This is a genomic window from Xenorhabdus cabanillasii, from assembly GCF_003386665.1.
Taxonomy (GTDB): Bacteria; Pseudomonadota; Gammaproteobacteria; order Enterobacterales; family Enterobacteriaceae; genus Xenorhabdus; species Xenorhabdus cabanillasii.
In genome coordinates this window covers 693,209-717,701 of record NZ_QTUB01000001.1, presented here as the reverse complement: position 1 = coordinate 717,701, position 24,493 = coordinate 693,209, and the positions used below count along the sequence as shown (strand labels likewise).

General features: G+C 41.8%; 20 protein-coding genes. 3 read left to right on the top strand and 17 right to left on the bottom strand.

Annotation, left to right across the window (positions count from 1 at the left end; translation table 11 throughout):
• Nucleotides 1-307: 307 nt before the first annotated feature.
• The 4 genes from BDD26_RS03650 to BDD26_RS03635 all read right to left on the bottom strand — a co-directional run bounded on the left by BDD26_RS03650 (nt 308) and on the right by BDD26_RS03635 (nt 3,347).
• A complete protein-coding gene (locus BDD26_RS03650; protein WP_211305448.1) occupies nt 308-1,153 on the bottom strand; it encodes a fatty acid desaturase in 846 nt (281 codons plus the stop codon).
• Between the two features lie 177 nt (nt 1,154-1,330).
• Nucleotides 1,331-1,642, bottom strand: a complete 312-nt coding sequence (locus BDD26_RS03645) for an AzlD domain-containing protein (protein ID WP_038264588.1) — start codon at nt 1,640-1,642, stop codon at nt 1,331-1,333.
• Nucleotides 1,639-2,349 carry an AzlC family ABC transporter permease gene (locus BDD26_RS03640; RefSeq protein WP_198023779.1) on the bottom strand — a complete coding sequence of 237 codons (711 nt, stop codon included), beginning with the start codon at nt 2,347-2,349 and terminating at the stop codon, nt 1,639-1,641. The genes BDD26_RS03645 and BDD26_RS03640 overlap by 4 nt, the downstream gene beginning before the upstream one ends.
• Before the next feature lie 155 nt (nt 2,350-2,504).
• Nucleotides 2,505-3,347, bottom strand: coding sequence for an AraC family transcriptional regulator (locus BDD26_RS03635; protein ID WP_038264583.1), 843 nt, complete (start codon nt 3,345-3,347; stop codon nt 2,505-2,507).
• A 615-nt stretch (nt 3,348-3,962) separates the two neighbouring features.
• Between BDD26_RS03635 and dapB the strand changes: the two genes are divergently transcribed.
• The gene (gene dapB, locus BDD26_RS03630) at nt 3,963-4,784 is read left to right on the top strand and encodes a 4-hydroxy-tetrahydrodipicolinate reductase (RefSeq protein ID WP_038264581.1); all 822 of its coding nucleotides are present in this window, start codon (nt 3,963-3,965) and stop codon (nt 4,782-4,784) included.
• A 70-nt stretch (nt 4,785-4,854) separates the two neighbouring features.
• On the opposite strand, the gene BDD26_RS03625 is transcribed toward dapB, so the two are convergent.
• Together BDD26_RS03625 and BDD26_RS03620 are read right to left on the bottom strand one after the other, a co-directional pair.
• Complete coding sequence (locus BDD26_RS03625; RefSeq protein WP_084766466.1) at nt 4,855-5,391, bottom strand: IS630 family transposase; 537 nt, start codon at nt 5,389-5,391, stop codon at nt 4,855-4,857.
• Nucleotides 5,385-5,858 (bottom strand): helix-turn-helix domain-containing protein, encoded by a 474-nt coding sequence (locus tag BDD26_RS03620; RefSeq protein ID WP_051502334.1) that lies wholly within the window; start codon nt 5,856-5,858, stop codon nt 5,385-5,387. The genes BDD26_RS03625 and BDD26_RS03620 overlap by 7 nt, the downstream gene beginning before the upstream one ends.
• Before the next feature lie 446 nt (nt 5,859-6,304).
• Between BDD26_RS03620 and carA the strand changes: the two genes are divergently transcribed.
• Together carA and carB are read left to right on the top strand one after the other, a co-directional pair.
• Nucleotides 6,305-7,480 (top strand): glutamine-hydrolyzing carbamoyl-phosphate synthase small subunit, encoded by a 1,176-nt coding sequence (gene carA, locus BDD26_RS03615; protein ID WP_038264577.1) that lies wholly within the window; start codon nt 6,305-6,307, stop codon nt 7,478-7,480.
• Nucleotides 7,481-7,497: 17 nt separating this feature from the next.
• Entirely contained in the window at nt 7,498-10,722 is a 3,225-nt protein-coding gene (gene carB, locus BDD26_RS03610; RefSeq protein WP_038264574.1) for a carbamoyl-phosphate synthase large subunit, read from the top strand.
• A gap of 263 nt (nt 10,723-10,985) precedes the next feature.
• On the opposite strand, the gene BDD26_RS03605 is transcribed toward carB, so the two are convergent.
• The 11 genes from BDD26_RS03605 to BDD26_RS03555 form a co-directional block, all read right to left on the bottom strand.
• Nucleotides 10,986-11,252 carry a helix-turn-helix domain-containing protein gene (locus tag BDD26_RS03605; protein ID WP_269667620.1) on the bottom strand — a complete coding sequence of 89 codons (267 nt, stop codon included), beginning with the start codon at nt 11,250-11,252 and terminating at the stop codon, nt 10,986-10,988.
• Nucleotides 11,253-11,282: 30 nt separating this feature from the next.
• On the bottom strand, nt 11,283-12,119 hold the full coding sequence (locus tag BDD26_RS03600; protein ID WP_038264568.1) for an MrpH family fimbial adhesin: 837 nt from the start codon (nt 12,117-12,119) through the stop codon (nt 11,283-11,285).
• A gap of 76 nt (nt 12,120-12,195) precedes the next feature.
• Nucleotides 12,196-12,774, bottom strand: a complete 579-nt coding sequence (locus tag BDD26_RS03595) for a fimbrial protein (RefSeq protein ID WP_115825571.1) — start codon at nt 12,772-12,774, stop codon at nt 12,196-12,198.
• Between the two features lie 93 nt (nt 12,775-12,867).
• Entirely contained in the window at nt 12,868-13,626 is a 759-nt protein-coding gene (locus tag BDD26_RS03590; RefSeq protein WP_115825570.1) for a fimbria/pilus periplasmic chaperone, read from the bottom strand.
• A 132-nt stretch (nt 13,627-13,758) separates the two neighbouring features.
• Nucleotides 13,759-16,470 carry an outer membrane usher protein gene (locus BDD26_RS03585; protein WP_115825569.1) on the bottom strand — a complete coding sequence of 904 codons (2,712 nt, stop codon included), beginning with the start codon at nt 16,468-16,470 and terminating at the stop codon, nt 13,759-13,761.
• 545 nt (nt 16,471-17,015) lie between these two features.
• Nucleotides 17,016-17,552: a fimbrial protein gene (locus BDD26_RS03580; protein ID WP_038264554.1), complete on the bottom strand. Its 537-nt coding sequence runs from the start codon at nt 17,550-17,552 to the stop codon at nt 17,016-17,018.
• A 734-nt stretch (nt 17,553-18,286) separates the two neighbouring features.
• On the bottom strand, nt 18,287-19,003 hold the full coding sequence (gene deoD, locus BDD26_RS03575; protein ID WP_115825568.1) for a purine-nucleoside phosphorylase: 717 nt from the start codon (nt 19,001-19,003) through the stop codon (nt 18,287-18,289).
• 75 nt (nt 19,004-19,078) lie between these two features.
• Nucleotides 19,079-20,302: a phosphopentomutase gene (gene deoB, locus BDD26_RS03570; RefSeq protein ID WP_115825567.1), complete on the bottom strand. Its 1,224-nt coding sequence runs from the start codon at nt 20,300-20,302 to the stop codon at nt 19,079-19,081.
• Nucleotides 20,303-20,386: 84 nt separating this feature from the next.
• Nucleotides 20,387-21,784: a thymidine phosphorylase gene (deoA, locus tag BDD26_RS03565; protein ID WP_115825566.1), complete on the bottom strand. Its 1,398-nt coding sequence runs from the start codon at nt 21,782-21,784 to the stop codon at nt 20,387-20,389.
• Between the two features lie 132 nt (nt 21,785-21,916).
• Nucleotides 21,917-22,696, bottom strand: a complete 780-nt coding sequence (gene deoC / locus BDD26_RS03560) for a deoxyribose-phosphate aldolase (protein ID WP_115825565.1) — start codon at nt 22,694-22,696, stop codon at nt 21,917-21,919.
• Nucleotides 22,697-23,139: 443 nt separating this feature from the next.
• Nucleotides 23,140-24,405: a NupC/NupG family nucleoside CNT transporter gene (locus BDD26_RS03555; protein WP_176551328.1), complete on the bottom strand. Its 1,266-nt coding sequence runs from the start codon at nt 24,403-24,405 to the stop codon at nt 23,140-23,142.
• Nucleotides 24,406-24,493: the final 88 nt, after the last annotated feature.

The window sequence follows — 24,493 nt, the reverse complement described above, 5'->3', positions numbered from 1 at the left end:
AAGTCTATATTTTAGATTATTAACATCAATAGATTCGGAATTACTGAGCATAGTTAGTACATAATCCAGGCAATTATAAAATCCCCAAAACTCGGTATAATCATATTTACCCTCTTTAGCTAATTTTTCTGCATTAATTTCTCTCAATCTTGTATAGTCATACCACTCTTTAATATTACTTACCCGATGATGCCAATCGTGACAAATCAGTGATCCTTGCACTACCAACATTCGAACAGGTAAGTGGTAGAATAAGTGTTTAAAAGCCCATATAATCCATTGTAGAGAATATTTCAGAGAAAAACTTTCAGGACAAGGTGAACCACAAAAGCGCCCTAAAGAGTTTTTTGATATGGCTATGAAGAATAGTCTCATTTTCACGACGTAATAACCACACATGCTCAGTCATTAACTGTAATAACGATGCTATCTGGTACACAATTATATGAGGGATAATAATAAATAATACAAAATTCATCATTCCCATCCACCAAGCAAGGTAGCCCAAGAATAGAAAATAAATAATGGTCATGATAAATCGATAAACAGGAACACCTATTAAATTTGATTTAACGCGACCATAGAAAAATGAAAGATGAAAATAAGGACTAAATAGGGTCAAAAACAGGTTAATATAGAGCTGTTTCTTTGTTTTTCCGGGGGCAAACCCTAATTTGTATACTGCCGCTAAATCTTTATCTTCTGTTGTTGAAAAATCCTTTCCATGATGCTCATAGATATGAAACTGACGGTATGAATCGTAAGGTTGAGTAATGAATATTGTGGATAAAATTTCACATATAACTCTATTGCGTGATTTTGTTGAAAGTAAATTTCCATGCACCCCTTGATGAATAATAGTAGCAACAATATACCTGGCTCCGGAAGTGGAAAATAGTACACCGACTAAATAGATAATAAACTTGACAATTGATGACATATTACTATTTAGTGACAAGTAAATAAGTAACGTACCAACTACAATCCAACTAATCGACCAACATATCATTTCAATTGAGCTGGATTTCCATAATGCTTTCCTGCCGGGAATATCCTTTCCTGTTAGCCAACTCCACACACCTTGAAAAGGTAATATCTTATATGTATTTCGAATAGCGGTAGATTCCTTATAAAGATCAATTCCTGTTTTCATAATTCCTCCTATTGATGAACAAAGTAATTTTAATATAGTTATTTTTATTACAAAGAGTGAAATATCAAAACATAAATTGTAACTATTACAATCTATAAATAAATTCGCAGTAAATGTGCAAAGTTATCTATATCTGTTTATTAGTTAATATTATATAAAAAGAATCCCGCTTTGTATCTATAAAATAGCAGACAACACATAAAAAGCAGCCAGACTGATAACAACACACACTACGATATTTCTGATAAAAAAAGCAAAAACGGTAGTTAATAATGCCCCCCATAAATAAGGATTATTAGAAACTTCTCTTAACTCCCCATGCTCCATTAAAATAATGGGGCCACATATTGCAATCAATAAACAAGGTGCAGAATATTTTAATGATTCATTGATTATTTTAGGAAGCTTTACCGGAACTTTAGGTTCCAGAAAAACATATCTATTAAATAATACAATACCAGCTAAAATAAAAAGTAAGGCCCAACTCATACTGACTCCTTATTTAACCTGGCTATAAAGACAGAAAAGAACATACCACTGACACCAGCAATGATAATGGCACCTTCAACGTGAAGGTAAGATAATATCATTGATAAAAACAATGAAAAAATCACGCCCAAAAACACACTGAGTTTTTTAATCATCGGTACAACAATAGTAATGAAAGTAGCGACAATTGAGAAATCCAGATGATATTTATCTAAATCTGGAATAGAAGAAGCCATTAATATTCCCAGAAGACTGAAAAGATTCCAGCATACATAAAAACATAATCCAGCACCAATCAAATAGCCCGGAGTTAAAATCTGTTTATCTCTCTGAGCACAACTTAAAGCAAACAACTCATCTGTTAGTAAGAAACCGATTGGTAATCGATAACGAACTTTTAATAAAGAAACATATTCGCGTAAGGTTAAGCCATAGAGAAAATGCTGAGCTGTGATAAAAAACACTGAAATAATAATAGTAAAGATACTGGCACCCGATGCTAATAAACCAAGTGTCACTAATTGTGCCGCACCAGCGAATAAGATTGCAGACATCCCTATACTTTGCCCCAGAGTTAACCCTGATTGAACGGCGACAGAGCCAGCAAGTATTCCCCAGGGGATAACCGAAAGGCAGAGCGGTAACATATTATATATTCCAGACCAAAACCCTTGCCAGGAGGATGTTTTTGGTTGCAATTCAGTCATTGTTTTTTCCATAAACAGATCTACGCCAACAAAACAAAAGAACCATTGACAGATAGCTTACGTGCGGGTAATACAGGAGTATTGAATAAAATTGTGATGAAATAATTTCTTGCTAATCTGATTGGAAATCTTTCCAATAAGGTAATAGCACATTTTTAAGCTGTTTGCAGAGAACGAACAAACATGCCGGGAGTGATCCCTAGTGCATTTTTAAAATGGCGGTTAAAATGGCTTTGATCGGCAAAACCACAGCGAATAGCCACATTTAGTATAGAATGTCCATCCAATAACAATTTTCGGGCCATACGTAAGCGGGCAAAAACTAAATAAACATGGGGAGTTACTCCGATAATTTCCTTAAATTGCCGCAAAAAATGCCATGGACTCAGTTGTACCATTCCTGCTAACTGATTGAGAGAAACATCAGTTTCTGCATGAGCATCAATATATTCTTTAGCCAGTAAGATCTGCTTTTCAGCAGAAGGAAGTTTCTGTGCTGTAATACGTGTTTTGCCATGTTTCATCATCAACCAGGAAAGTGAAGAAAGCAGCAGAGTTTCTTTGAATAAAGTATTATCTTTTTGTGACAATAAATTAAACATCAAGCGTAATTGTTCAGATAACCCAGGATCATGAACCACAGCAGAAGGGAACCACGGTATACTGCCATCTGCATATTTTAAGTCGCGTGAAAGTGAGCGTAATAATTCAGGTGAAGGGTAAATAGCCTGATATGACCAGCCTGTTGCAACAGCAGCAGATCCGGTATGAATTTCATCTGAATTGACTAAAATAATATCCCCCTTAAGAGCAATATGTTCCGCACCGGTACGATAGAAGCGCTGAGCCCCCTCTTCTATTACTCCTATACAAAAGGTCTCGTGCACATGACGAGAAAATATTTGCTTATGGTAACTGGCTTTGAGCATCTCCAAACCATCAAATTCTTTCAGATGAAAGAACTGAATTTTCTCTTTTACATTTTCTTGTTGCCACATAAATAATTACCCAAATTTCTGGTGAAAATTAATTTTTTTATGGTATTGAATTCTTTTGTCTTAAGTTCTATATCCGGTGGATTTCAGACTGTAACTTGAAAGGCAACGGGCATATCACTCATTTTTCTATTCGCTTGTTTAACTAGCTATGCTCTGTTTCCAATCTGAAGAAAATTAAGATCTCATCTACAGGGTATAAAGAATGCGGGCATTTTCAAGTATCACTAACTACTCATTGTTCTTATGCCAATAAATTTTTTTTGTAAAAAACAAACCAGATGGGATTTAGCGAGCCTTTTTCTTTTTTGTATAAAATTGCTATAGCAGTGTTACTAAAATAACCAGAATATTTATTTTTTTATCAAAAATAATTTTTATGTATATATTTAAGAATTGTTATAATAAATATTGCATTAATTTACTTTCTATATGTTATTTTCACATACCCTATCATGTTATATCTACGGTTTAGATTTTGTTATAACTGCCCTCCTGATCACTGTTTTCCTAATGATCTCCCTTTGAGTCTGGTGCAACCAGCCATTGACAGTTAAGCTGTAGGCAATTTGCTTTATCACCTCAATTAAAACCAATATCAACTATAGTGAGGGCCTTATGGCTGATACAGATATTCGCATTGCTATCGTAGGGGCCAGTGGCCGCATGGGACGCAATCTTATTCAGGCCATTCAGCAGTTAGATGGCGTTACACTTGGTGCAGCATTAGAACACCCAGACTCTTCATTGGTGGGAGCAGATGCCGGTGAATTGGCCGGTATTGGTCATAACGGTATTACGATCCGTGATGATCTCCAGGCTGTCATTGAAGATTTTGATGTCCTGATCGATTTCACCCGACCAGAAGGAACGCTGACATATCTGCCAATTTGCCGCCAATACCGTAAAGCCATGGTGATTGGTACAACTGGGTTTGATGATGCAGGTAAGCAAGCAATCAAAGATGCTGCTAATGAAATTCCTATTGTTTTTGCAGCAAATTTCAGTGTCGGTGTCAACCTTGTCCTTAAGCTGCTGGAGAAAGCAGCAACAGTGATGGGAGAGTATACGGATATTGAAATCATTGAAGCTCACCATCGCCATAAAGTGGATGCGCCATCAGGAACAGCACTGGCAATGGGAGAAGCTATTGCGCATACGCTAGGTCGAGACCTGAAAACTTGTGCTGTCTATGCCCGGGAAGGTCACACAGGTGAGCGGAACCCCAAAAGTATCGGTTTTGCTACGGTCAGAGCTGGCGATATTGTTGGAGAGCATACCGCTATTTTTGCCGATATTGGCGAACGAGTAGAGATCAGTCATAAGGCTTCAAGCCGTATGACTTTTGCAAATGGCGCTGTTAAGGCATCTGTCTGGATAACCGATAAAAATAATGGCCTTTATGACATGAAGGATGTCTTGGATCTGGATAAATTATAATTTTTTAATTATATAACAAATTGTAATTACGCAATTATTTTTCATTAATTGCGTAATTCTGATTAAGTACTCAAGAAAAGTTAATTGCAAATTGGTCGCCATAACCTTTCAATAAAGTATTTAATTCATGCTCCATTGTATTCTGAGTCCAAGTGATAAAACGTCGCCAATGGTATTTGGCCTGTTTCCAGACGATCTCAATCAAATTCAGCTCTGGGCTGTAAGCGGGAAGATAGAATAAAAACATGTTGTGTTCTCGTAACCAGCCATTTCTGATTTGTTCTTCGATCCCGTGATGGATACGCGCATTATCCAACACTAAAAATGTCAGGCGGTTGTCCCCTTGTTTGGCGACCTGCTCTAAAAAATCAATCACGTCATCGCGCGTGATACTGCCTGACGTTGTCTGGTAAAACAGCGTGTTATCCGTGTAATTTAACGCCCCCAGAACTGACCGTCTGTCATGCTCTCGAGGCTCAGTTTTATGGGGCTTACCCCGTGGACTCCATCCATATTGCACCGGAGGAGACGCGGCAAAACCCGCCTCATCGAAATAGAGCAGACGGTAATGGCCTAACTGTGCTCCAGCCTTAATTTTATTCAGCAAGGCGGATTTTTTAGCAAACTCCGTTTCGTTACGCTTTTTTTAAGCGACAGTCGGGTTCGTTTATAGGTGAGCCCCTGCTTTTTCAGGGTATTTGCCAGCGTTTCAAGCGTACAAGGCAGGGCACCATGCTTTGCCTCAACGCACTGAGCTATCCGGGCGAGTGTCAGGGACTCTGCGCTGGCCGCTTCGACCGCAGTGGCAATCATGTCAGGCGTCATGGCGAGATACCGGCCTCCGGCATGACCACCTAATAATCCCGCTATCCCTGAATTGTGCCACATGTGAACCCAATTATAGATAACCCGGAGACTGCATCCGATTTCAGCGGTGATCTGGGACGGCTTGATCCCTCTGGCAAGCATGAGCAAACCCGTTCCTCGCGTACGAATGTCCCGATGTGGATGATTCAAAGCAAGTTGTTGCAATGTGATTCGTTCAGGCTCAGAAAGTATTATCTTCGATTTCATAAGAACAGGCAGAGAATCAGGTTATCGTGTTATCGATTGTAACAGTAATGCAGATAATTTATCTGATTAACTTAATTAAATAAAAAATATACATATTACATCATTTATACCTGTTTTCTAATTTAATATCACTTTTTTATTCCCTTTTATCCCATAGATACGAAAAATCACACTGTTTTTTCTGCTTTAAAATTTAATTTCACATTAATCGTGAATATGCTCGCACTTTTCTTATGTTTTTCAGGTAAATTTCAATGATACAGCAGTGAGTGTCGCAAAAAAAAACAATAAAAAGGGCATTTTTTGTAGACAAGCTCCCCTCTCATCATTAGAATGCGCGGAATTTGCCAAAATTTTGACAAACATCATAATTGGCATTGATTTAAAGGATTAATTCTGAATTAATATGCATTGAATGCGATTTTTTATTCATTCTGGAGGGCGTTTTGATTAAGTCAGCTATATTGGTTCTGGAAGATGGAACCCAATTTCACGGTCGCGCCATAGGTGCTGAGGGTGTGGCTGTTGGAGAAGTGGTCTTCAATACCTCAATGACCGGATATCAAGAAATACTTACCGACCCTTCCTATTCCCGCCAAATTGTTACTCTCACCTATCCTCATATTGGTAATGTCGGCATCAATGCCACTGATGAAGAATCTCCCACTATTCAAGCCCAGGGCTTAGTAATCCGTGATTTACCTCTGATAACCAGCAATTACCGCAGTGAAGATAATCTGTCTAATTACTTAAAGCGTCATAACATTGTTGCCATTGCTGATATTGATACTCGTAAGCTGACTCGTTTGTTACGGGAAAAAGGCGCACAGAACGGTTGTATCATTGCAGGTGATGAAGTAAATGCTCAAGTTGCCCTTGAAAAAGCGAAAGCATTTCCTGGCTTGAAAGGTATGGATTTGGCGCAAGAAGTGACTACCACACAATCTTATCAGTGGTTACAGGGAAGCTGGACACTGGCAGATGGATTACCAGAAGCTCGTAAAGAGCAAGAACTGCCATACCATATTGTTGCTTATGATTTTGGAGTTAAGCGTAACATTCTGCGTATGCTGGTGGATCGCGGCTGCCGCGTTACTGTCGTGCCGGCAAAAACCTCCGCAGACGAAGTACTGAAAATGGCACCGGATGGTATTTTCCTGTCCAACGGACCCGGCGATCCAGAGCCCTGTGATTATGCTATTGAAGCAATCAAAACTTTCCTGAACACCGAGATCCCTGTATTTGGTATCTGTCTGGGCCATCAGTTACTGGCTTTGGCGAGTGGTGCAAAAACCGTAAAAATGAAGTTTGGTCACCACGGCGGCAACCACCCTGTTAAGGATTTGGATCGTAATATCGTCATGATCACCGCACAAAACCACGGATTCGCCGTTGATGAAAACTCATTACCTGCAAATCTGCGTGTGACTCATAAATCACTCTTTGATGGTACTCTGCAAGGTATCCACCGTACTGACAAACCTGCATTCAGTTTTCAGGGGCACCCTGAAGCCAGCCCAGGTCCACATGAAGCCGCTTCTCTGTTCGACCACTTTATTGAATTGATTGAACAGTATCGTCAGCAAAACGATAGCCAGAAAAACGTCCAGAACGGCAAATAATCAGGAGAAAAGGAAAAATGGCAAAACGTACTGATATTAAAAGTATCCTGATCTTGGGTGCAGGTCCGATTGTTATTGGTCAGGCATGTGAATTTGACTACTCAGGAGCACAAGCCTGTAAAGCTCTTAGGGAAGAAGGCTATCGGGTCATACTGGTGAACTCCAACCCAGCCACTATCATGACCGACCCAGGAATGGCAGATGCGACTTACATTGAACCAATTCATTGGGAAGTCGTACGCAAAATTATTGAAAAAGAGCGCCCGGACGCAATTTTGCCAACCATGGGTGGGCAAACAGCACTGAACTGTGCACTGGAGCTGGAACGTCAGGGGGTACTGCAAGAATTCGGTGTCACTATGATTGGTGCCACCGCAGATGCAATTGATAAAGCAGAAGATCGTCAGCGTTTTGACAAGGCGATGAAAAAAATCGGCTTGGATACTGCACGTTCTGGTATTGCCCACTCGATGGAAGAAGCGCTGGCTGTAGCCGAAGAAGTTGGCTTCCCTTGTATCATCCGTCCTTCTTTCACTATGGGCGGAACAGGTGGTGGTATCGCTTATAACCGCGAAGAATTTGAAGAGATCTGTGAACGTGGTTTAGATCTCTCCCCGACCAATGAATTGCTGATCGATGAATCTCTGATTGGTTGGAAAGAGTATGAAATGGAAGTAGTACGTGACAAGAACGACAACTGCATCATCGTCTGCTCCATTGAAAACTTCGATCCAATGGGGATCCATACTGGTGACTCCATTACTGTGGCTCCCGCCCAGACATTGACTGACAGAGAATATCAAATCATGCGTAATGCCTCGATGGCCGTACTGCGTGAAATTGGTGTAGAGACCGGTGGTTCAAACGTACAGTTTGCTGTTAACCCTAAAAATGGCCGTCTGATTGTCATCGAGATGAACCCACGTGTATCCCGTTCATCTGCTCTAGCCTCCAAAGCGACAGGCTTCCCTATTGCAAAAATTGCAGCAAAACTGGCAGTTGGTTATACCCTTGATGAACTGGTGAACGATATCACGGGTGGGCGTACTCCGGCCTCTTTCGAACCATCAATTGACTATGTAGTCACTAAGATCCCTCGCTTTAATTTCGAAAAGTTTGCCGGCAGCAATGATCGCCTGACAACTCAGATGAAATCTGTCGGTGAAGTAATGGCTATTGGCCGTACTTTCCAGGAATCCCTGCAAAAAGCGTTGCGTGGTCTGGAAGTCGGAGCAACTGGCTTCGATCCGAAAGTCAATCTGGATGACCCACAATCACTGACCAAAATCCGCAGCGAACTGAAAGATGCGGGCGCCGAGCGTATCTGGTATGTCGCAGATGCTTTCCGTGCCGGTATGTCCGTTGATGGCATCTTTAACCTGACCAACATTGACCGCTGGTTCCTGATACAGATCGAAGAACTGGTACGTCTGGAAGAACAAGTCGCAGAGCAAGGCATCAACGGCCTGACTTTCGACTTCCTGCGTCAGCTCAAGCGTAAAGGCTTTGCGGATGAACGTCTGGCAAAACTGGTCGGCGTATCCGGTAAAGAGATCCGTAAACTGCGCCATGATTACAACCTGTATCCGGTTTACAAGCGTGTTGATACCTGTGCCGCAGAGTTTGCAACTGACACTGCATATATGTACTCCACTTATGAAGAAGAATGCGAAGCTAATCCGAATAGCGACAAGCCGAAAATCATGGTACTGGGTGGTGGCCCAAACCGTATCGGCCAGGGTATTGAATTCGATTATTGCTGTGTACATGCCGCACTGGCGCTGCGTGAAGATGGTTATGAAACCATCATGGTTAACTGTAACCCAGAAACGGTTTCAACCGATTACGACACTTCCGACCGCCTTTACTTTGAGTCGGTAACACTGGAAGATGTACTGGAAATCGTACGCGTTGAGCAACCAAAAGGTGTGATCGTCCAGTATGGTGGTCAGACTCCACTGAAACTGGCCCGCGAACTGGAAGCGGCAGGTGTACCAATTATCGGCACCAGCCCGGATGCGATTGATCGTGCAGAAGACCGTAAGCGTTTCCAGCAGGCTGTAAATCGCCTTGGTTTGAAACAACCAGCCAATGCCACTGTCACCACTATTGAACAGGCGGTAGAGAAAGGGAATAACATTGGCTACCCGCTGGTGGTTCGTCCTTCCTATGTATTAGGTGGTCGTGCAATGGAAATCGTGTACGACGAGTCAGACTTGCGCCGTTATTTCCAAACCGCTGTGAGTGTTTCCAACGATGCTCCGGTTCTGTTGGACCGATTCCTTGACGATGCTGTTGAAGTTGATGTTGATGCTATCTGTGACGGGGAACGTGTCCTGATTGGTGGCATTATGGAACATATCGAACAGGCGGGTGTTCACTCTGGTGACTCAGCCTGCTCCTTGCCTGCATATACATTAAGCAAGGAGATTCAGGATGTTATGCGTCAACAAGTTGAAAAACTGGCTTTTGAATTGCGTGTCCGTGGTTTGATGAATGTCCAGTTCGCTGTGAAAAATAACGAAGTGTACCTGATTGAAGTGAACCCACGTGCGGCACGCACTGTTCCATTTGTTTCCAAAGCGACAGGCCTGCCACTGGCGAAAGTTGCAGCACGTGTGATGGCCGGGCAATCCTTGCAGTCACAGGGGGTGACTAAAGAAATCATTCCTCCTTACTACTCAGTGAAAGAAGTGGTACTGCCATTCAACAAATTCCCGGGAGTTGACCCGATTCTGGGGCCAGAAATGCGCTCTACAGGTGAAGTGATGGGTGTTGGTCGTACTTTTGCGGAAGCTTTCGCCAAAGCGATGCTGGGCAGTAACTCCACTATGCGTAAAAAAGGCCGGGCATTACTGTCAGTACGTGAAGAGGATAAAGAGCGTATTGTTGATTTAGCAGCCAAACTGCTCAAGCATGGCTTTGAACTGGACGCGACTCACGGTACAGCCGTTGTATTGGGTGAAGCCGGGATCAACCCACGTCTGGTGAACAAAGTTCATGAAGGTCGTCCACATATTCAGGACAAAATCAAAAACGGTGAGTATGACTATATCGTCAATACCACCGCTGGTCGCCAGGCAATTGAAGACTCAAAACTGCTTCGTCGCAGCGCACTACAATATAAAGTGCACTATGACACCACCCTGAATGGCGGTTTTGCAACCACTATGGCTCTCAGTGCTGATACGACTGAACAGGTAATTTCTGTACAGGAAATGCACGCAAAAATCACCGGATAATATGCTCTATCGATTTCAAGATGCAGCCAACAAAGAAGTAACTTGAAAGACGAAGAGTATAAGCGAATAAAATACAGCTCCCCTAATGAGTTGGTTATCCAACAAATAAGGGAGCTATTTTTTAGCTGGTATTTTATCCGGTGAGAATGTTGAGTCCAATGAGCGTTTTATTTTTAAACTAAAGGTTTTGAAAAAAAAGAAAAAGCCATCCCTATTCTGAGATGGCCTTCATGCAACATTGATAACTGCCTTGCTGAACAATATCAGTATAAGTCTAATATTGTTTCAGCTACACAGGTATATTGGTTGTTTATATGGGGCTTTGGGCTAGTGAAGCAATCTTCCAGAAACCAACTTGCCGGTGTTTTTAAGGTAATAGAGACGACGACCAAATGTTCCAGACTGATTCTGTTAGTTCCCCGTTCATAACGTGATAACTGCTGATGGCTGACGCCAATTCTGTCCGCCAGCTCTGCTGCTGTTATCCCAAGCTCTTTTCGCTTCATTTGGATCCTTTTACCTACCAGCATACTGACTCGCATAATCTCTTTACTCTCAATTTATAAATAGGTTAATAAAACAACTGCTGTACCTTCATACTTACCGGCTTTTGGTTGTGTTAATGTGTGCAATATTGACGTCAGGGTAAAATTCGAGGGAATATTTTTTCCCTGGGCGATAACATGCACGCCATCTGCCGCATCCCTTCCATCAATCTGCAATGTCGAGTAAATTTGCTTATTAGTATCGAGATAAATTTTTGGCTCACTATTAATGGATTTGACTTGTAACATTATTTTGTTGCTACGAAGTGCACATTTGAATTGCCCATTAATTGAGCGAGTGGCGTTATTGACTTCTGAAGCTTTTAATTCCCCGTAGGCAATTTCAGAAGGTATGTTGATTTCACAACTTTGATTTACCGGTGGTAATTTGTTGCAAGTGGAGTTAGGAAATTTCGTTGCGATACCATAACCCGATGATATCCGCTTGGTGTAAAATAAACCTATACACTTGGCATCTGCGGTAATAATAGGAAACGTTACCCGTATAGGAATTCCGAGCTGTCTTTTATAGGCTCGCATTACTTCCGCGGTTGTCCGGTACTTTTGTGCGTCATTCAGGCATGCCTTTGCATCAATACAGGAACCATACATGCCCGGCTGGTTGTTATTATATTGAACATCAGGGCCAACATAACATGGATCATTACCATAACAAGGATTGCCGAACCCCTCTTCTTCTGTCCATTCAATAATCTCCATGGTAGTGACAATTCGTTGATCCGATATAATAGTATTTACTGGCATAACATAAGCTCCCCCATAGGCATATGAAGCACTAAAGAAAAGCAACAATGCTGCAAACTTCATCAACGATTTTTTAATATGGTGCATAATTTATTTCCCTTATTTCCCTAAATAACATCAAATTCAGTTTGAATATCATGGGGTAAAAAAGAAGCCGAAATCGCTATTCATAACTGAGTTCAAAAGTTGCCATTGCATTGAACTCTCCTACACCAATCTTATTTTGCAGAAGCGCACTGGGATCAGCTTTTACATATGCCTGAAACGGGATTACATTATTACTGCTTGTATCAAAGAGTCTAAATTGAGCCGTTTTATTAAAAGGGAGTGGTGTACCATCCAGTTTTTCCATGCCAATGGCTGCACCTGAAGCACTGCTGCCATGACTGAATGCTAATAATCCGGGCTGCTCTCTGCTTTCCTGCCCGACAAACCTGATTTTCACTTTCTGGGCCATTCTGGGATCACATTCCTCCAGATGCAGCCGGAACTGCTGGCTTGGCGTACGGTGATACAGATAAAGATCCCGGTTGATAATGTTGCCAAAATTGACTTCCATGGTTTTATCTTGCGGTTTAATAACACAAGGGGGAGCGAGTACGGTCATCGTGATTCTGACATTTTGGCGTAAGTTATCTTTTGCATAAGCACTTTGCTGACTGCCAATCCCCAACAGAAATAATACCGGTGGCACCAATGTTTTCAGTGCATAGTTAAAGAGCTTCATACTTAACAAATTCATTATCATTTATCCCAAAATCCGTTACGATCTGGTGAAGTCGGCTTTATGATCCTATCAAGCTGTTTATGACGGGATATGACTGTCAGGAGCCAATCAGTTCCCTTCATCTACAACCTTTGTCACTACGCAAGTATTATTACTACAGTTGAATATTAACTGCGGGCGTCCACCATAATCATTAACATAAGTCAGTACCGGTTGCTTACCGAATGAACTAACCGTTCCTCCCAGTTTGTCACTGCTTTTGGGCGCCAGCATTAAAGGTTTAAAACCGTCTACACTTTTACCGTTGGCCTTATTCGAAGCTTCTGAAATCGTGATGTAATAAGGTGTTGGATTGTTCACCATATATTGGTTTCCCTGACGGCTTAAGGTCAGTTTTTCCTGCCACGGGTTATCATGATCAATACGACGTGCGATAACTGCCTCCGGGCGGTAGAACAATTTGATTTTCGTTTGTAAAGCTATTTGCAGAACATTTGGTTTCTCACTGCGCGGCGGTATTTCACGAACGTTGAAATAAAACAAACTTTCTCTATCTTGTGGCAACTGGGCCACTGCTGGCAGTGTCTGGATCTTGATTTGGCTCTTCATTCCAGCTTCAACACGCTGTACAGGGGGAATAACGACGAGTGGGCTGTTGATCTTATTTCCCTTATCATCTTCAAACCATGCCTGTGCTAAATGCGGCAAATCAAGATGTTGATTTTCAATATTCAGGCTGACAGATTTTTCATTCCCATTAAAAATAACGCGGGTACGATCCAATGCTATCGCCGCCATTACCTGATGCACTGACATTAAACTTGTTACCGTTATGGCCGTTATCATTAGAATTTTTTTCAGTTTCATAGTGTCATCTGCTTATGCTCAAAAAAGATCATATTTATATTGCTGGTACCGACTAATATCGGTATACCTATGCCAAATAAAGCAATGCAATACTCTATTAAAGATCAATTAAATGGATTTTTTTATTACATTTTAATTATCTTCATCTTTTAAAAACTGACAAGGTAACAAAAATGCAGTTAAATAATCTGCCGAAATTTCATCTGGTACGGTAATCTCACACTGAGCGCGTCCATCCCAATACACCTTCAGTTTTTCACCTTTGTTCATTCCGGTCAGATAGGCATACCCGTCATCATTTACAATCCCGATTTCCCGTTGACTTACATTAACGATAGATGCCCCGAAAGGTGGGAATGAACCATCAGGCAAACGAACAGTTGTCATAGCCTTGAGTCCTGATATGACCTGGAATTTACGATAGCCAATCGCGCCTTCTGTCAATGTTGCCAATTGAACAGAGCGCAACGCCTCTACATCGTCCGGCAATTTGTCTAAGTCAATATTTGCGGTGTTACGGTAGTAATTGTTTACATCTACCAGCACAGCTTTACCAAAATGGTTGGTATGTACTGCCGAACCGAATGCCCGGACAGGAACATTGCCGACACCTTCTGTATCCACCATCAGGCGGGTTGCGCCAGGCATATTCGTGCGATGCAAAGCTGCACCATTGGCAGTGACAGTAACTCCCCCCTGCAAACCGAGTGCTGCGGTAGTATTGCCACCATCCTGATAACTGGCGCTGGCAGTCAGTAATGCCCGATCACCATAGTAGGTGTAATAACCATTTGCTGATGCTTTACCATGAATATTCGTACCTGCTGATATGCGATAGTTATTGCGATCATCAATACGCTCAAAATAACCTACCGAATGGGAATTTCCCTGACGATTAGCCATTCCGTTATAGCTAAGGGTGCCACTTTCTCCCCACGGAATAGAAAGATTCAGGTAAATACCGTCATCTCTTTTATTGTCAAAATTGTTACGGTAGGCTGACAGGTTCACATTGATATTTTTATAACGCCCAATATCAATATACTTAGACAGAGATACGTTATAGTGATCGTTTGCTGACCGATTCCAGTAGGTCTGATGGCTATAGCTGAGGTAAGCACTGAGACCAATATCTGTAAACTGTTTATTAAACATCACGGTATACATCTCTTTTCCACTATCGGAAGAAACGTTGCGATAGCGGCGATCGATATATTGTCCCATATTCATAAAGTTACGTTCAGAAAAACGATATCCAGCAAAAGTCACCTGACTGTTGTATTGATCAAAACGTTTCGAATAACTGAAACGATAAGAGCCCCCCGTAAGGGTTTTGTTCTCTCCCGGCAATTTTGCCCTTGACTCCGTCACGTCAAACGACAACGCACCCAACACCATCAAGTCACGACCAACCCCCAGTGATAAGGCGTTGTAGTCACCTGCTCCCAAAAAGCCACCATACAATGACCAGCCGTTATTGATCCCCCAGGAGAATTCTCCGAGACCAAAGGCCGGACCTTCACGTCGATGCTTATCATTGGTAGATAGTCCACCAACCAATTTGTATTGCACACGTCCGGGACGTGTCAGGTAAGGGATCGTTGCGGTGTTAACCTGAAACTGTTGTATACCTCCATCCTGCTCTTCAACTCTGACATCCAAAGCGCCTGATACTGCGTCACTGAGATCCTGAATTCGGAATGGCCCTGACGCAACCTGAGTTTCATACAATACTCTCCCCATCTGACTGACCGTCACCCTGGCATTGGTTCTCGCGACACCAGTGACCTCAGGGGCATAGCCACGTAAGTTTGGTGGCAACATATTCTCATCAGTCACCAGACTGATACCGGTATAACGGAAGCTATCAAAGAGATTAGAATTGAGGTAATCCTCTCCCAACGTCAACTTTGCTTCTAAACGAGGAAGTGCTCGATACAGGTAGTAACGACTCCAATCCCAGTAGCGGCGTTCTTTGCCATCTGATCGATGAGAGTTATCTGCTTTATCATGTTTGGTCTTGAAACGATGATATCTGGCCTGCCAGTCAGCCCGGAAACGCCATGCACCAAAATTCATGCCCGCCGTTCCGTTAGCACTTATTTGTTGGTTATTTCGATCATGAGCCGGTTTCGATGTCTGCGCATTAACGTTATAGTCAAACAATAATCCGGTTATCCCCTCATCCCAACGGGAAGGAGGATCCCAATCCGGCAAGTCATATTCCAGATAGCTTTTAGGAACAATCAGATACAACGTATAAGTGGCCAGATCCCCCCTTGCTGACATGCCCGGCAGTGTATTGAGATCAAGACATTTTCCTTCATTCTGCCAACCTAATTTTTCTGTCCATTTTGGTTTAAGAGCGATTTGTTTGACTAATTCTGGGGATATACAGGCTTCACTACCTTTCGAATCATCAGCCGAAGCAATAAAATCGATAGAATAGGTATCCGGGAATTCCTCCTTATTCATCCGAACAGCCATCATGTAATTCCCCGGCATGATATAACCTGCCCGAGAGAACTGTTCTAAATTAATGTTGCCGCGTTCACTGATATCCAGCGCATCAATGTTGAATTCAATTGGTTTAGAATAGGCGATCTGAATACCGGATATTGCAAACAGTATTAAAGCAGAAAGAGGTTTAATGCCGGATATTAAGTATTCTATTTGTATTTTATTCGTTATCTTCTTTTTATTAATCACGTATTTTTTATTAAAGGTGTTTTTCCTATTACTGTTCTTTTTTTTATTAATAGAAGAAAAATAATGATTCATAAAATCTGAAAACAAAGCCATAACATCCTCTGAGCAATGAATCGTTAATAACCGAATTTGAATTTAGCTGTTGCCTGATACTGCCAAGTCTGTATGCGTATAGGACTATCGCCTAATAGATCGCATCATTAAAGTTCATCGCTCTCACTTGAGGATCCTACAGATACCGGGGATTGCAGAGATAACCACATGCACTGCTTATCCGTAATATATTACGTTCTCTGTTTGTGATTCACTGAATTACCGTACAACGGGAAGTAGAAGAAACATGTCACCATCGGTAGCCATTAAAAATTACTTAAAATGGCAAAATATCTTTATTTTCCGAATACCACCAATAGAGAACACCATAGATTAAATCAATAAAAAAGGGTATTTCAAACTACTTCTATGGGAATAATTCTATTAATGCCATACTCTGCTGACTCAATTGACAATAATATTGATTTATATCAATAAGACAAAGCACATTACAGAATATTCTAATCTTGCCCTGCTAGCATATTAGTTCCCAGAAATACCCTAAATACACTATCAAGAAACCCAGTAAATCAATAGCAATGAATTTCCTGATGTTCAATTACCAAAATTATCAGTCAGTAAAAATATTACTGATAGTTTAATGTAAAGTTAGCAATAGCAGTGAAGTTACCAGGGACAACTAAGCTCTCACCTTTCTCATCACTTAAGCTAGTACCTTGCAGGTACGCTGCGAATTGCAGATCATTGTTACCTTCGTGCAGAGAGAATAGTTTACTTGCTGTTCCCAGGGGCAGTCTGTTATTACCAGCATCAGTAATAGCAATTGCCGCGCCTTTTGCTGTTCCTTCAATACCTAAATAACCAGACTCACCACTAGCAATAGAGCCAGTGAAAGTAGTTTCTACACCTTTCAGAGTCTGTGTAGTACAGTTTTCTAATTCAATTTTGAAAAACTTAGATTCTGAACGCCCTTGTTTTTTCAAGATGTGGCTGGAAACAGCCCCCATATCAACTTCAACATTGGTATTTTTAATTGAACAAGGTGCATCAATGATAGAACCAGTAAATGTAACCGTACCATTACCTTGGTTAGCCGCATTTGCAGCACCTGTAGTTAAAGCCACACTAAAACCTAAAATCATTGCCAATTTATTCATTTTCATAATCGAATTTATACCTTTTAATTAAAAAATGACAGACTTATATGCAAAGATAAACCGAAGTACAGAAATTAATTTCTGATACTCAGGATAATTACTATTTAGTTTTTTGACCGATAGCTTGACTGATTCAAATAAACCAAACCGGCGGTATCATTCTACACAAAAATCCTTAAGTCAAATTTCAGCCGATAAAACTAACAATGCTCCTTAACTGCGTATGAAATATGAGTTTTTATCAAAAAGCTCCCATAAGCAGTAGTATATTTTACTGTCAATTTTGTGAATTTGGGTTATTTTCCTAAATTATATCGAACAAAGATGAATAGTTCAGGATCTTAGTTTGTGTGTTTTTATTGAGCAACTTTATCTTTCCAAAAAAAATAGTCATATAATTATATCAAGATAATTATTAAATGTAGTTTTTACTATTGTCTTTATGGTTTATATCAAAATAAAAACAAACTATTTATCCAATTAATACAATTAACAAGCTAATTATAATATAATTAAATCATTATTTTTTATTTAAAAGATTTATTTTTTGTTAAATTAATTTTTCCATTCTTTTTACAGATGAATTAATGTGGAATAAAATGGCAACTGAATAAATAGATGAGAGTTATTTTTAACCAATCTGTGTAAATAATTCATTAATTTGAGCAACAAAAACGCTCTTCCCATTATTGAGAAGAGCTTTTATTTTTTAATCAGAGGATAAAATTACTTAGGCTTTTTTAATTATCACCCAACAAAATAGACTCAAGTGCAATTTCAATCATGTCATTAAATGTTGTCTGACGCTCTTCAGCGGTAGTTTTCTCACCTGTGCGAATATGGTCAGAAACAGTACAGATCGCCAGTGCTTTTGCACCAAATTCGGCTGCAACACCGTAAATACCTGCTGCTTCCATTTCAACACCCAGAATGCCGTATTTTTCCATTACATCAAACACTTGCAGGTCAGGGGTATAGAACAGATCTATAGAGAAGATATTGCCAACACGTGCGTTGATATTTTTCGCTTTAGCTGCATCAACCGCATTACGTACCAAATCAAAATCGGCGATTGCCGCGAAGTCATGATCTTTAAAACGCACACGGTTAACTTTGGAGTCAGTGCAAGCCCCCATACCAATCACAACATCACGAATTTTAATGTCTTCACTCACTGCACCACAGGAGCCAATGCGGATAATCTTTTTAACACCAAATTCGGTAATCAATTCTTTCACATAAATGGAACAGGATGGAATGCCCATACCATGTCCCATCACTGAAATGCGACGGCCTTTGTAAGTACCAGTGAAACCTAGCATACCACGAACATCGTTAACCTGACGGGAATCTTCCAAAAAGGTTTCCGCAATATATTTTGCACGTAGTGGATCACCCGGCATCAGAACAACATCAGCAAAATCGCCCATTTCAGCATTAATATGTGGGGTAGCCATAAATCTATTCCTTGTTTTTATTAAGTCGTTAAAAATAGGTAAATATCGGGGCAGCCAATAACTGCCCCAGAAAAATCAGAACATCGCTTTACCATAATCCATTGGCGTCAGGTCGAAATATTTCGCCACTGTCTGACCAATGTCAGCAAATGTTTCACGATGCCCCAATGAGCCAGGTTTCACTTTTGGCCCATAAACCAGCACTGGAATATGCTCACGGGTATGATCTGTACCTGGCCAGGTCGGGTCACAACCGTGGTCAGCCGTCAGGATCAGAATGTCATCTCCCTTAACCAGTTTCAGCATTTCCGGCAAGCGGCGGTCGAATAGTTCAAGCGCTGCCGCATAACCTGCCACATCACGGCGATGACCATAAGATGAGTCGAAATCAACAAAATTGGTAAACACAATTGTGTTATCCCCGGCCTGTTCCATTTCAATCAATGAAGCATCAAACAGAGCATCAATCCCTGTTGCCTTGACTTTTTTGGTGATACCAACATTAGCGTAAATATCTGCTATCTTGCCGATGGAAACCACTTCGCCCTGTTTTTCATCAACCAGTTTCTTCAGAATGGTTGGGGCAGGAGGCTCAACCGCCAAATCATGGCGATTACCGGTACGCTGGAAGTCACCCGCTTTATCACCCACAAACGGACGGGCAATAACACGACCGATGTTATAACCGCCAAGATTCAGTTCTTCGCGGGCGATCTCACATAATTCATACAGCTTATCCAAACCGAATGTTTCTTCATGGCAGGCAATCTGGAAAACGGAATCCGCAGAGGTATAGAAAATCGGCTTGCCGGTTTCCATGTGCTCTTCTCCCAGTTTGTCCAGAATAACTGTGCCGGAAGAGTGGCAATTGCCCAAATACCCTGGGATATTAGCGCGCTCAACCAGTTTATCCAGTAATTCCTGCGGAAAACTGTTTTCTAAATCCTGAAAATAGCCCCAATCAAACAAAACCGGAACACCGGCAATTTCCCAATGACCTGATGGCGTGTCTTTACCAGAAGAGAGTTCACTTGCATAGCCATAGGCACCAATAATGTCGGCATCTTTGTCTAAACCAATCGGGAAAGTTCCGCTGGATTCTTCTGCCGCTTTACCTAGCCCCAAGCGGCTCAGGTTCGGCAACTTCAATAATCCCTGACGGCCGATATCAGCTTCACCACGGGCACATTGCTCCGCAATATGTCCTAAAGTGTCAGATCCTTTGTCACCAAATCTGTCTGCATCTGCACTCGCACCAATGCCAAAAGAATCCAATACCATGATGAATGTACGTTTCATAATTTTCTCCTGCGTCAATTCACGCTATCAATGCGGAAACTGCCAGTTATTAAAATCTATTTTCAGTGCCTGTATGTCGGTTTATCAACTAATATGACGATAAACCATCTGTGTGGCGACTTTCGTTCCTGCATTTGATCCTGCTGCCAAAACATTTGTCTTTTGTGAAGCATCCGCCTGTTGTAAAGCTTTCTGTTGCAGAACAAACGACTTACGCACAGCCTCCGCCGCTGCATGCCACTCATCTTCACTATTGGCATAGATCGTCATCAGAGGAGTATCTGTGTTAACTTCTGAACCAAGTGCAATGATATCACTCAGCCCCACACTGTAATTAATCGTATCCGTGGCCTTGCGACGGCCACCTCCTAACGCCACCACGGCCATTCCCAATGCCCGGGTATCCATCTCTGTCACGAAGCTATGCTTTTCGGTAAATCGTTTTTCAGCAAATACAGGTCTGCTGAAAGAGGCCGTCGGCAAATAATGAGCATAGTTTTCAACAAAATCGACAGGTCCTTTTTGTGCAGCAACCATACGTCCAAAAACTTCTGCTGCTTTACCACTGTCGAGAACTGCCTGTAACTTACAATATGCAGCATCACGGTCTTCGGCCAATTTACCTGATACCAGCATTTCAGCAGCCAATGCCATAGTGACTTCAAATAGCCGGGGATTACGGTATTCTCCCGTCAGAAACTGAACCGCTTCACGTACTTCCAGTGCATTACCCGCACAGGATGCCAGCACCTGATTCATATCGGTTAACAACGCGGTTGTTTTGCAACCCGCGCCATTAGCTACCGCGACGATGGATTCCGCCAGTTGTTCTGATTGTTCATAAGTTGGCATAAATGCCCCGGAACCTACCTTCACATCCATGACCAAAGCATCCAATCCCTCAGCCAATTTTTTGCCCAGAATAGAGGCGGTAATCAGCGGAATTGAGTCAACAGTAGCAGTAATATCACGTGTCGCATAAAAACGCTTATCCGCAGGGGCCAATGAATGGGTCTGACCGATAATTGCAATGCCAACATCCCGGATAATGTCACGGAAACGATGTTCATCAGGGAAGATGTCAAAACCGGGAATGGATTCTAATTTATCCAATGTTCCTCCGGTATGCCCCAATCCACGCCCTGAGATCATCGGGACATAACCTCCACATGCTGCCACCATCGGACCTAATATCAGGGATGTTACATCACCAACCCCGCCCGTCGAATGTTTATCGACAACCGGGCCATGCAAATTCATTTTATCCCAATCCAGAACTGTACCGGAATCACGTACTGCCAATGTTAAAGCAATACGTTCTTCCATCGTCATATCCCGGAAATAGATGGTCATTGCTAATGCGGCGATTTGCCCTTCGGATACCGTGTTATCACACACCCCGTTAATAAAGAAACGGATTTCTTCTTCGCTCAGTGGATAACCGTCTCGTTTTTTACGGATAATTTCCTGTGCCAAAAACAAAGCTACCTCCCAATCATCATTATTATCTGAAAAGAATGGCAGTAATGCACCTTATCTTAGCGAACCTTCATATGTCGTTACTGATCTCAATAACGATTGTTTTCAATCAATGATGGTTCTAAATATTGGTTATCAATAACGACTACTTTGCTTTTGTCCCTGGTGCCCTAACGCTGTCAACAAGCTCCCCAATAAACTGGAAGCACCAAAACGGAAATGGCGGGAGTCTGCCCATTTATCACCCATGATCCGATCTGCCAGAGCCAGATACTGTGTTGCTTCTTCTGCGGTACGCACACCACCGGCAGGTTTAAATCCAACAGTATCACCGACCCCCATATCACGAATGACACTGAGCATGATCTCTGCACTTTCCAGTGTCGCATTCACTGGTACTTTTCCGGTTGAAGTTTTAATAAAATCTGCTCCTGCTTTAATTGATATTTCAGATGATTTGCGGATCAGATCAACTTTCTTCAATTCGCCGGTTTCAATAATAACTTTTAGCCAGACACCTGCTTCAACGCAGGCAGCCTTGCAGGCTTTAACCAAGTCAAAACCAATTTGTTCGTTACCCGCCATCAGTGCACGATAAGGGAAAACAACGTCCACTTCATCAGCACCATAAGCAATGGCTGCACGAGTTTCCGCCAGTGCGATATTAATATCGTCATTACCATGCGGAAAGTTAGTAACAGTAGCAATACGAATGTCAGGTGTTCCTTGTTCACTTAATACTTTACGTGCAACCGGAATAAAACGTGGGTAGATACAGATAGCTGCGGTATGCCCTGCCGGGCTCTTTGCCTGATGACAAAGTGCCGTCACTTTTTCATCAGTATCGTCATCATTGAGTGTTGTTAAATCCATCAAACTCAGCGCACGCTGAGCAGCTGCGGTTAAATCGGTCATAAAACTCTCCAACGGTATTATTGTGATTCAATCAGTTCACACATTCTTTAAACGCTTATGTTGAATAATTGTCCTGAATGATTAGTAAATTCTTATGTTGGCGAGCGGACTTGGTTCCTTGAAGATGTTGCGATGATTATATTTCCCAGCAACAACAGAGTTCCTTTTCTCCTCACCTATTTCTTTAGTTTGATTTTCTTTAGCTTATACTGCCCCGGCAGGCATTAGTTTACTCTATGAAATCTTAGAACATCATTATTTGAACATGTAAACGCACAATAATGCGTGTTTAAACTCACATTAATTAAATGAGAATTGCAATTATAATCATTTTAATGTGATTTTAATCACAACCATTAGCCTTAAGAAAAATAAAATGCAGGTGAGGTTAACTCACCTGCATCTAATTTAGTGTACGTTTCCTAATTAGACTTGCCTAATTATTACAGAAAGAAGAAAAATCCGGCAATTGTGGCACTCATCAGGTTAGAGAGTGAACCAGCCAATACGGCTTTCAGACCAAAACGCGCAATGTCACCACGGCGGTTTGGCGCCATACCACCCAGACCACCGAGCAGAACGGCAACAGAAGACAGATTAGCAAAGCCACACAATGCGAAAGAAATAACCGCTTTGGTGTGATCAGAAAGTACCTGCAAACCCGCTGCCTTAACTACGTCATCTGGTTTCAGATATTCACCAAAGCTCATAAATGCGACGAATTCATTAACAACCAGTTTCTGTCCAATGAAAGAACCCGCAACTGTTGCTTCATGCCACGGTATACCAATCAGATAAGCAATTGGCGCAAACACCCAGCCCAGAATCAGTTCCATCGACAATTGAGGATAACTGAACCAACCACCAATGCCGCCTAGCATACCATTCAACAAAGCAATCAATGCAGTAAATGCCAACAACATTGCACCCACATTCAGAGCCAGCTGCATACCAGATGCCGCACCAGATGCCGCCGCATCGATAATATTAGCCGGACGCTCTCCAGCAGTAACCAGAGACATTGCATCAACAGTATCGTGGGTTTTTTCAGTTTCTGGCACCATCAGTTTTGCAAACAAGAGGCCACCCGGTGCTGCCATGAATGAAGCCGCTATCAGGTATTCCAATGGAACACCCATGGATGCGTAACCTGCCAATACAGAGCCTGCTACAGAAGCCAGGCCACCACACATAACAGCAAATAGCTCAGATTGAGTCATGGTCGCGATATAAGGACGAACAACCAGAGGAGCTTCAGTCTGACCTACGAAAATATTCGCTGTTGCGGACAGAGACTCTGTACGTGATGTTCCCAACATTTTTTGCAAGCCACCACCAAGAACTTTGATGATAACCTGCATAACACCGATGTAATACAGAACTGCAATCAGAGAAGAGAAGAAAACAATGACCGGCAGGACACGCAGAGCAAAGATAAAGCCGCCGCCGCCGAACAATTCAAACATTTTGTCAGAAACCAACCCACCAAAGATGAAATCAGTTCCCTTCTGACCATATCCGATTACATTGGAAACACCTTTTGACATTCCACCCAGAATGTCTTTACCTGCTGGCACATAAAGTACAAATGCCCCAATAGCTACCTGAATAAGAAAGGCGCCGAGGACAGTGCGGATTTTAATAGCTCGGTAATTACTGGAGAAAAGTACTGCGATAAAAATCAGCACTACCATCCCTATCAGGCTCATAATGAGTTGCATTGGAAGAATCCCTGTTCACTAAATGAATTAAAATATGTCAGTTATTTTGCGAGTTCCTACTGACACTGTGTGTGGA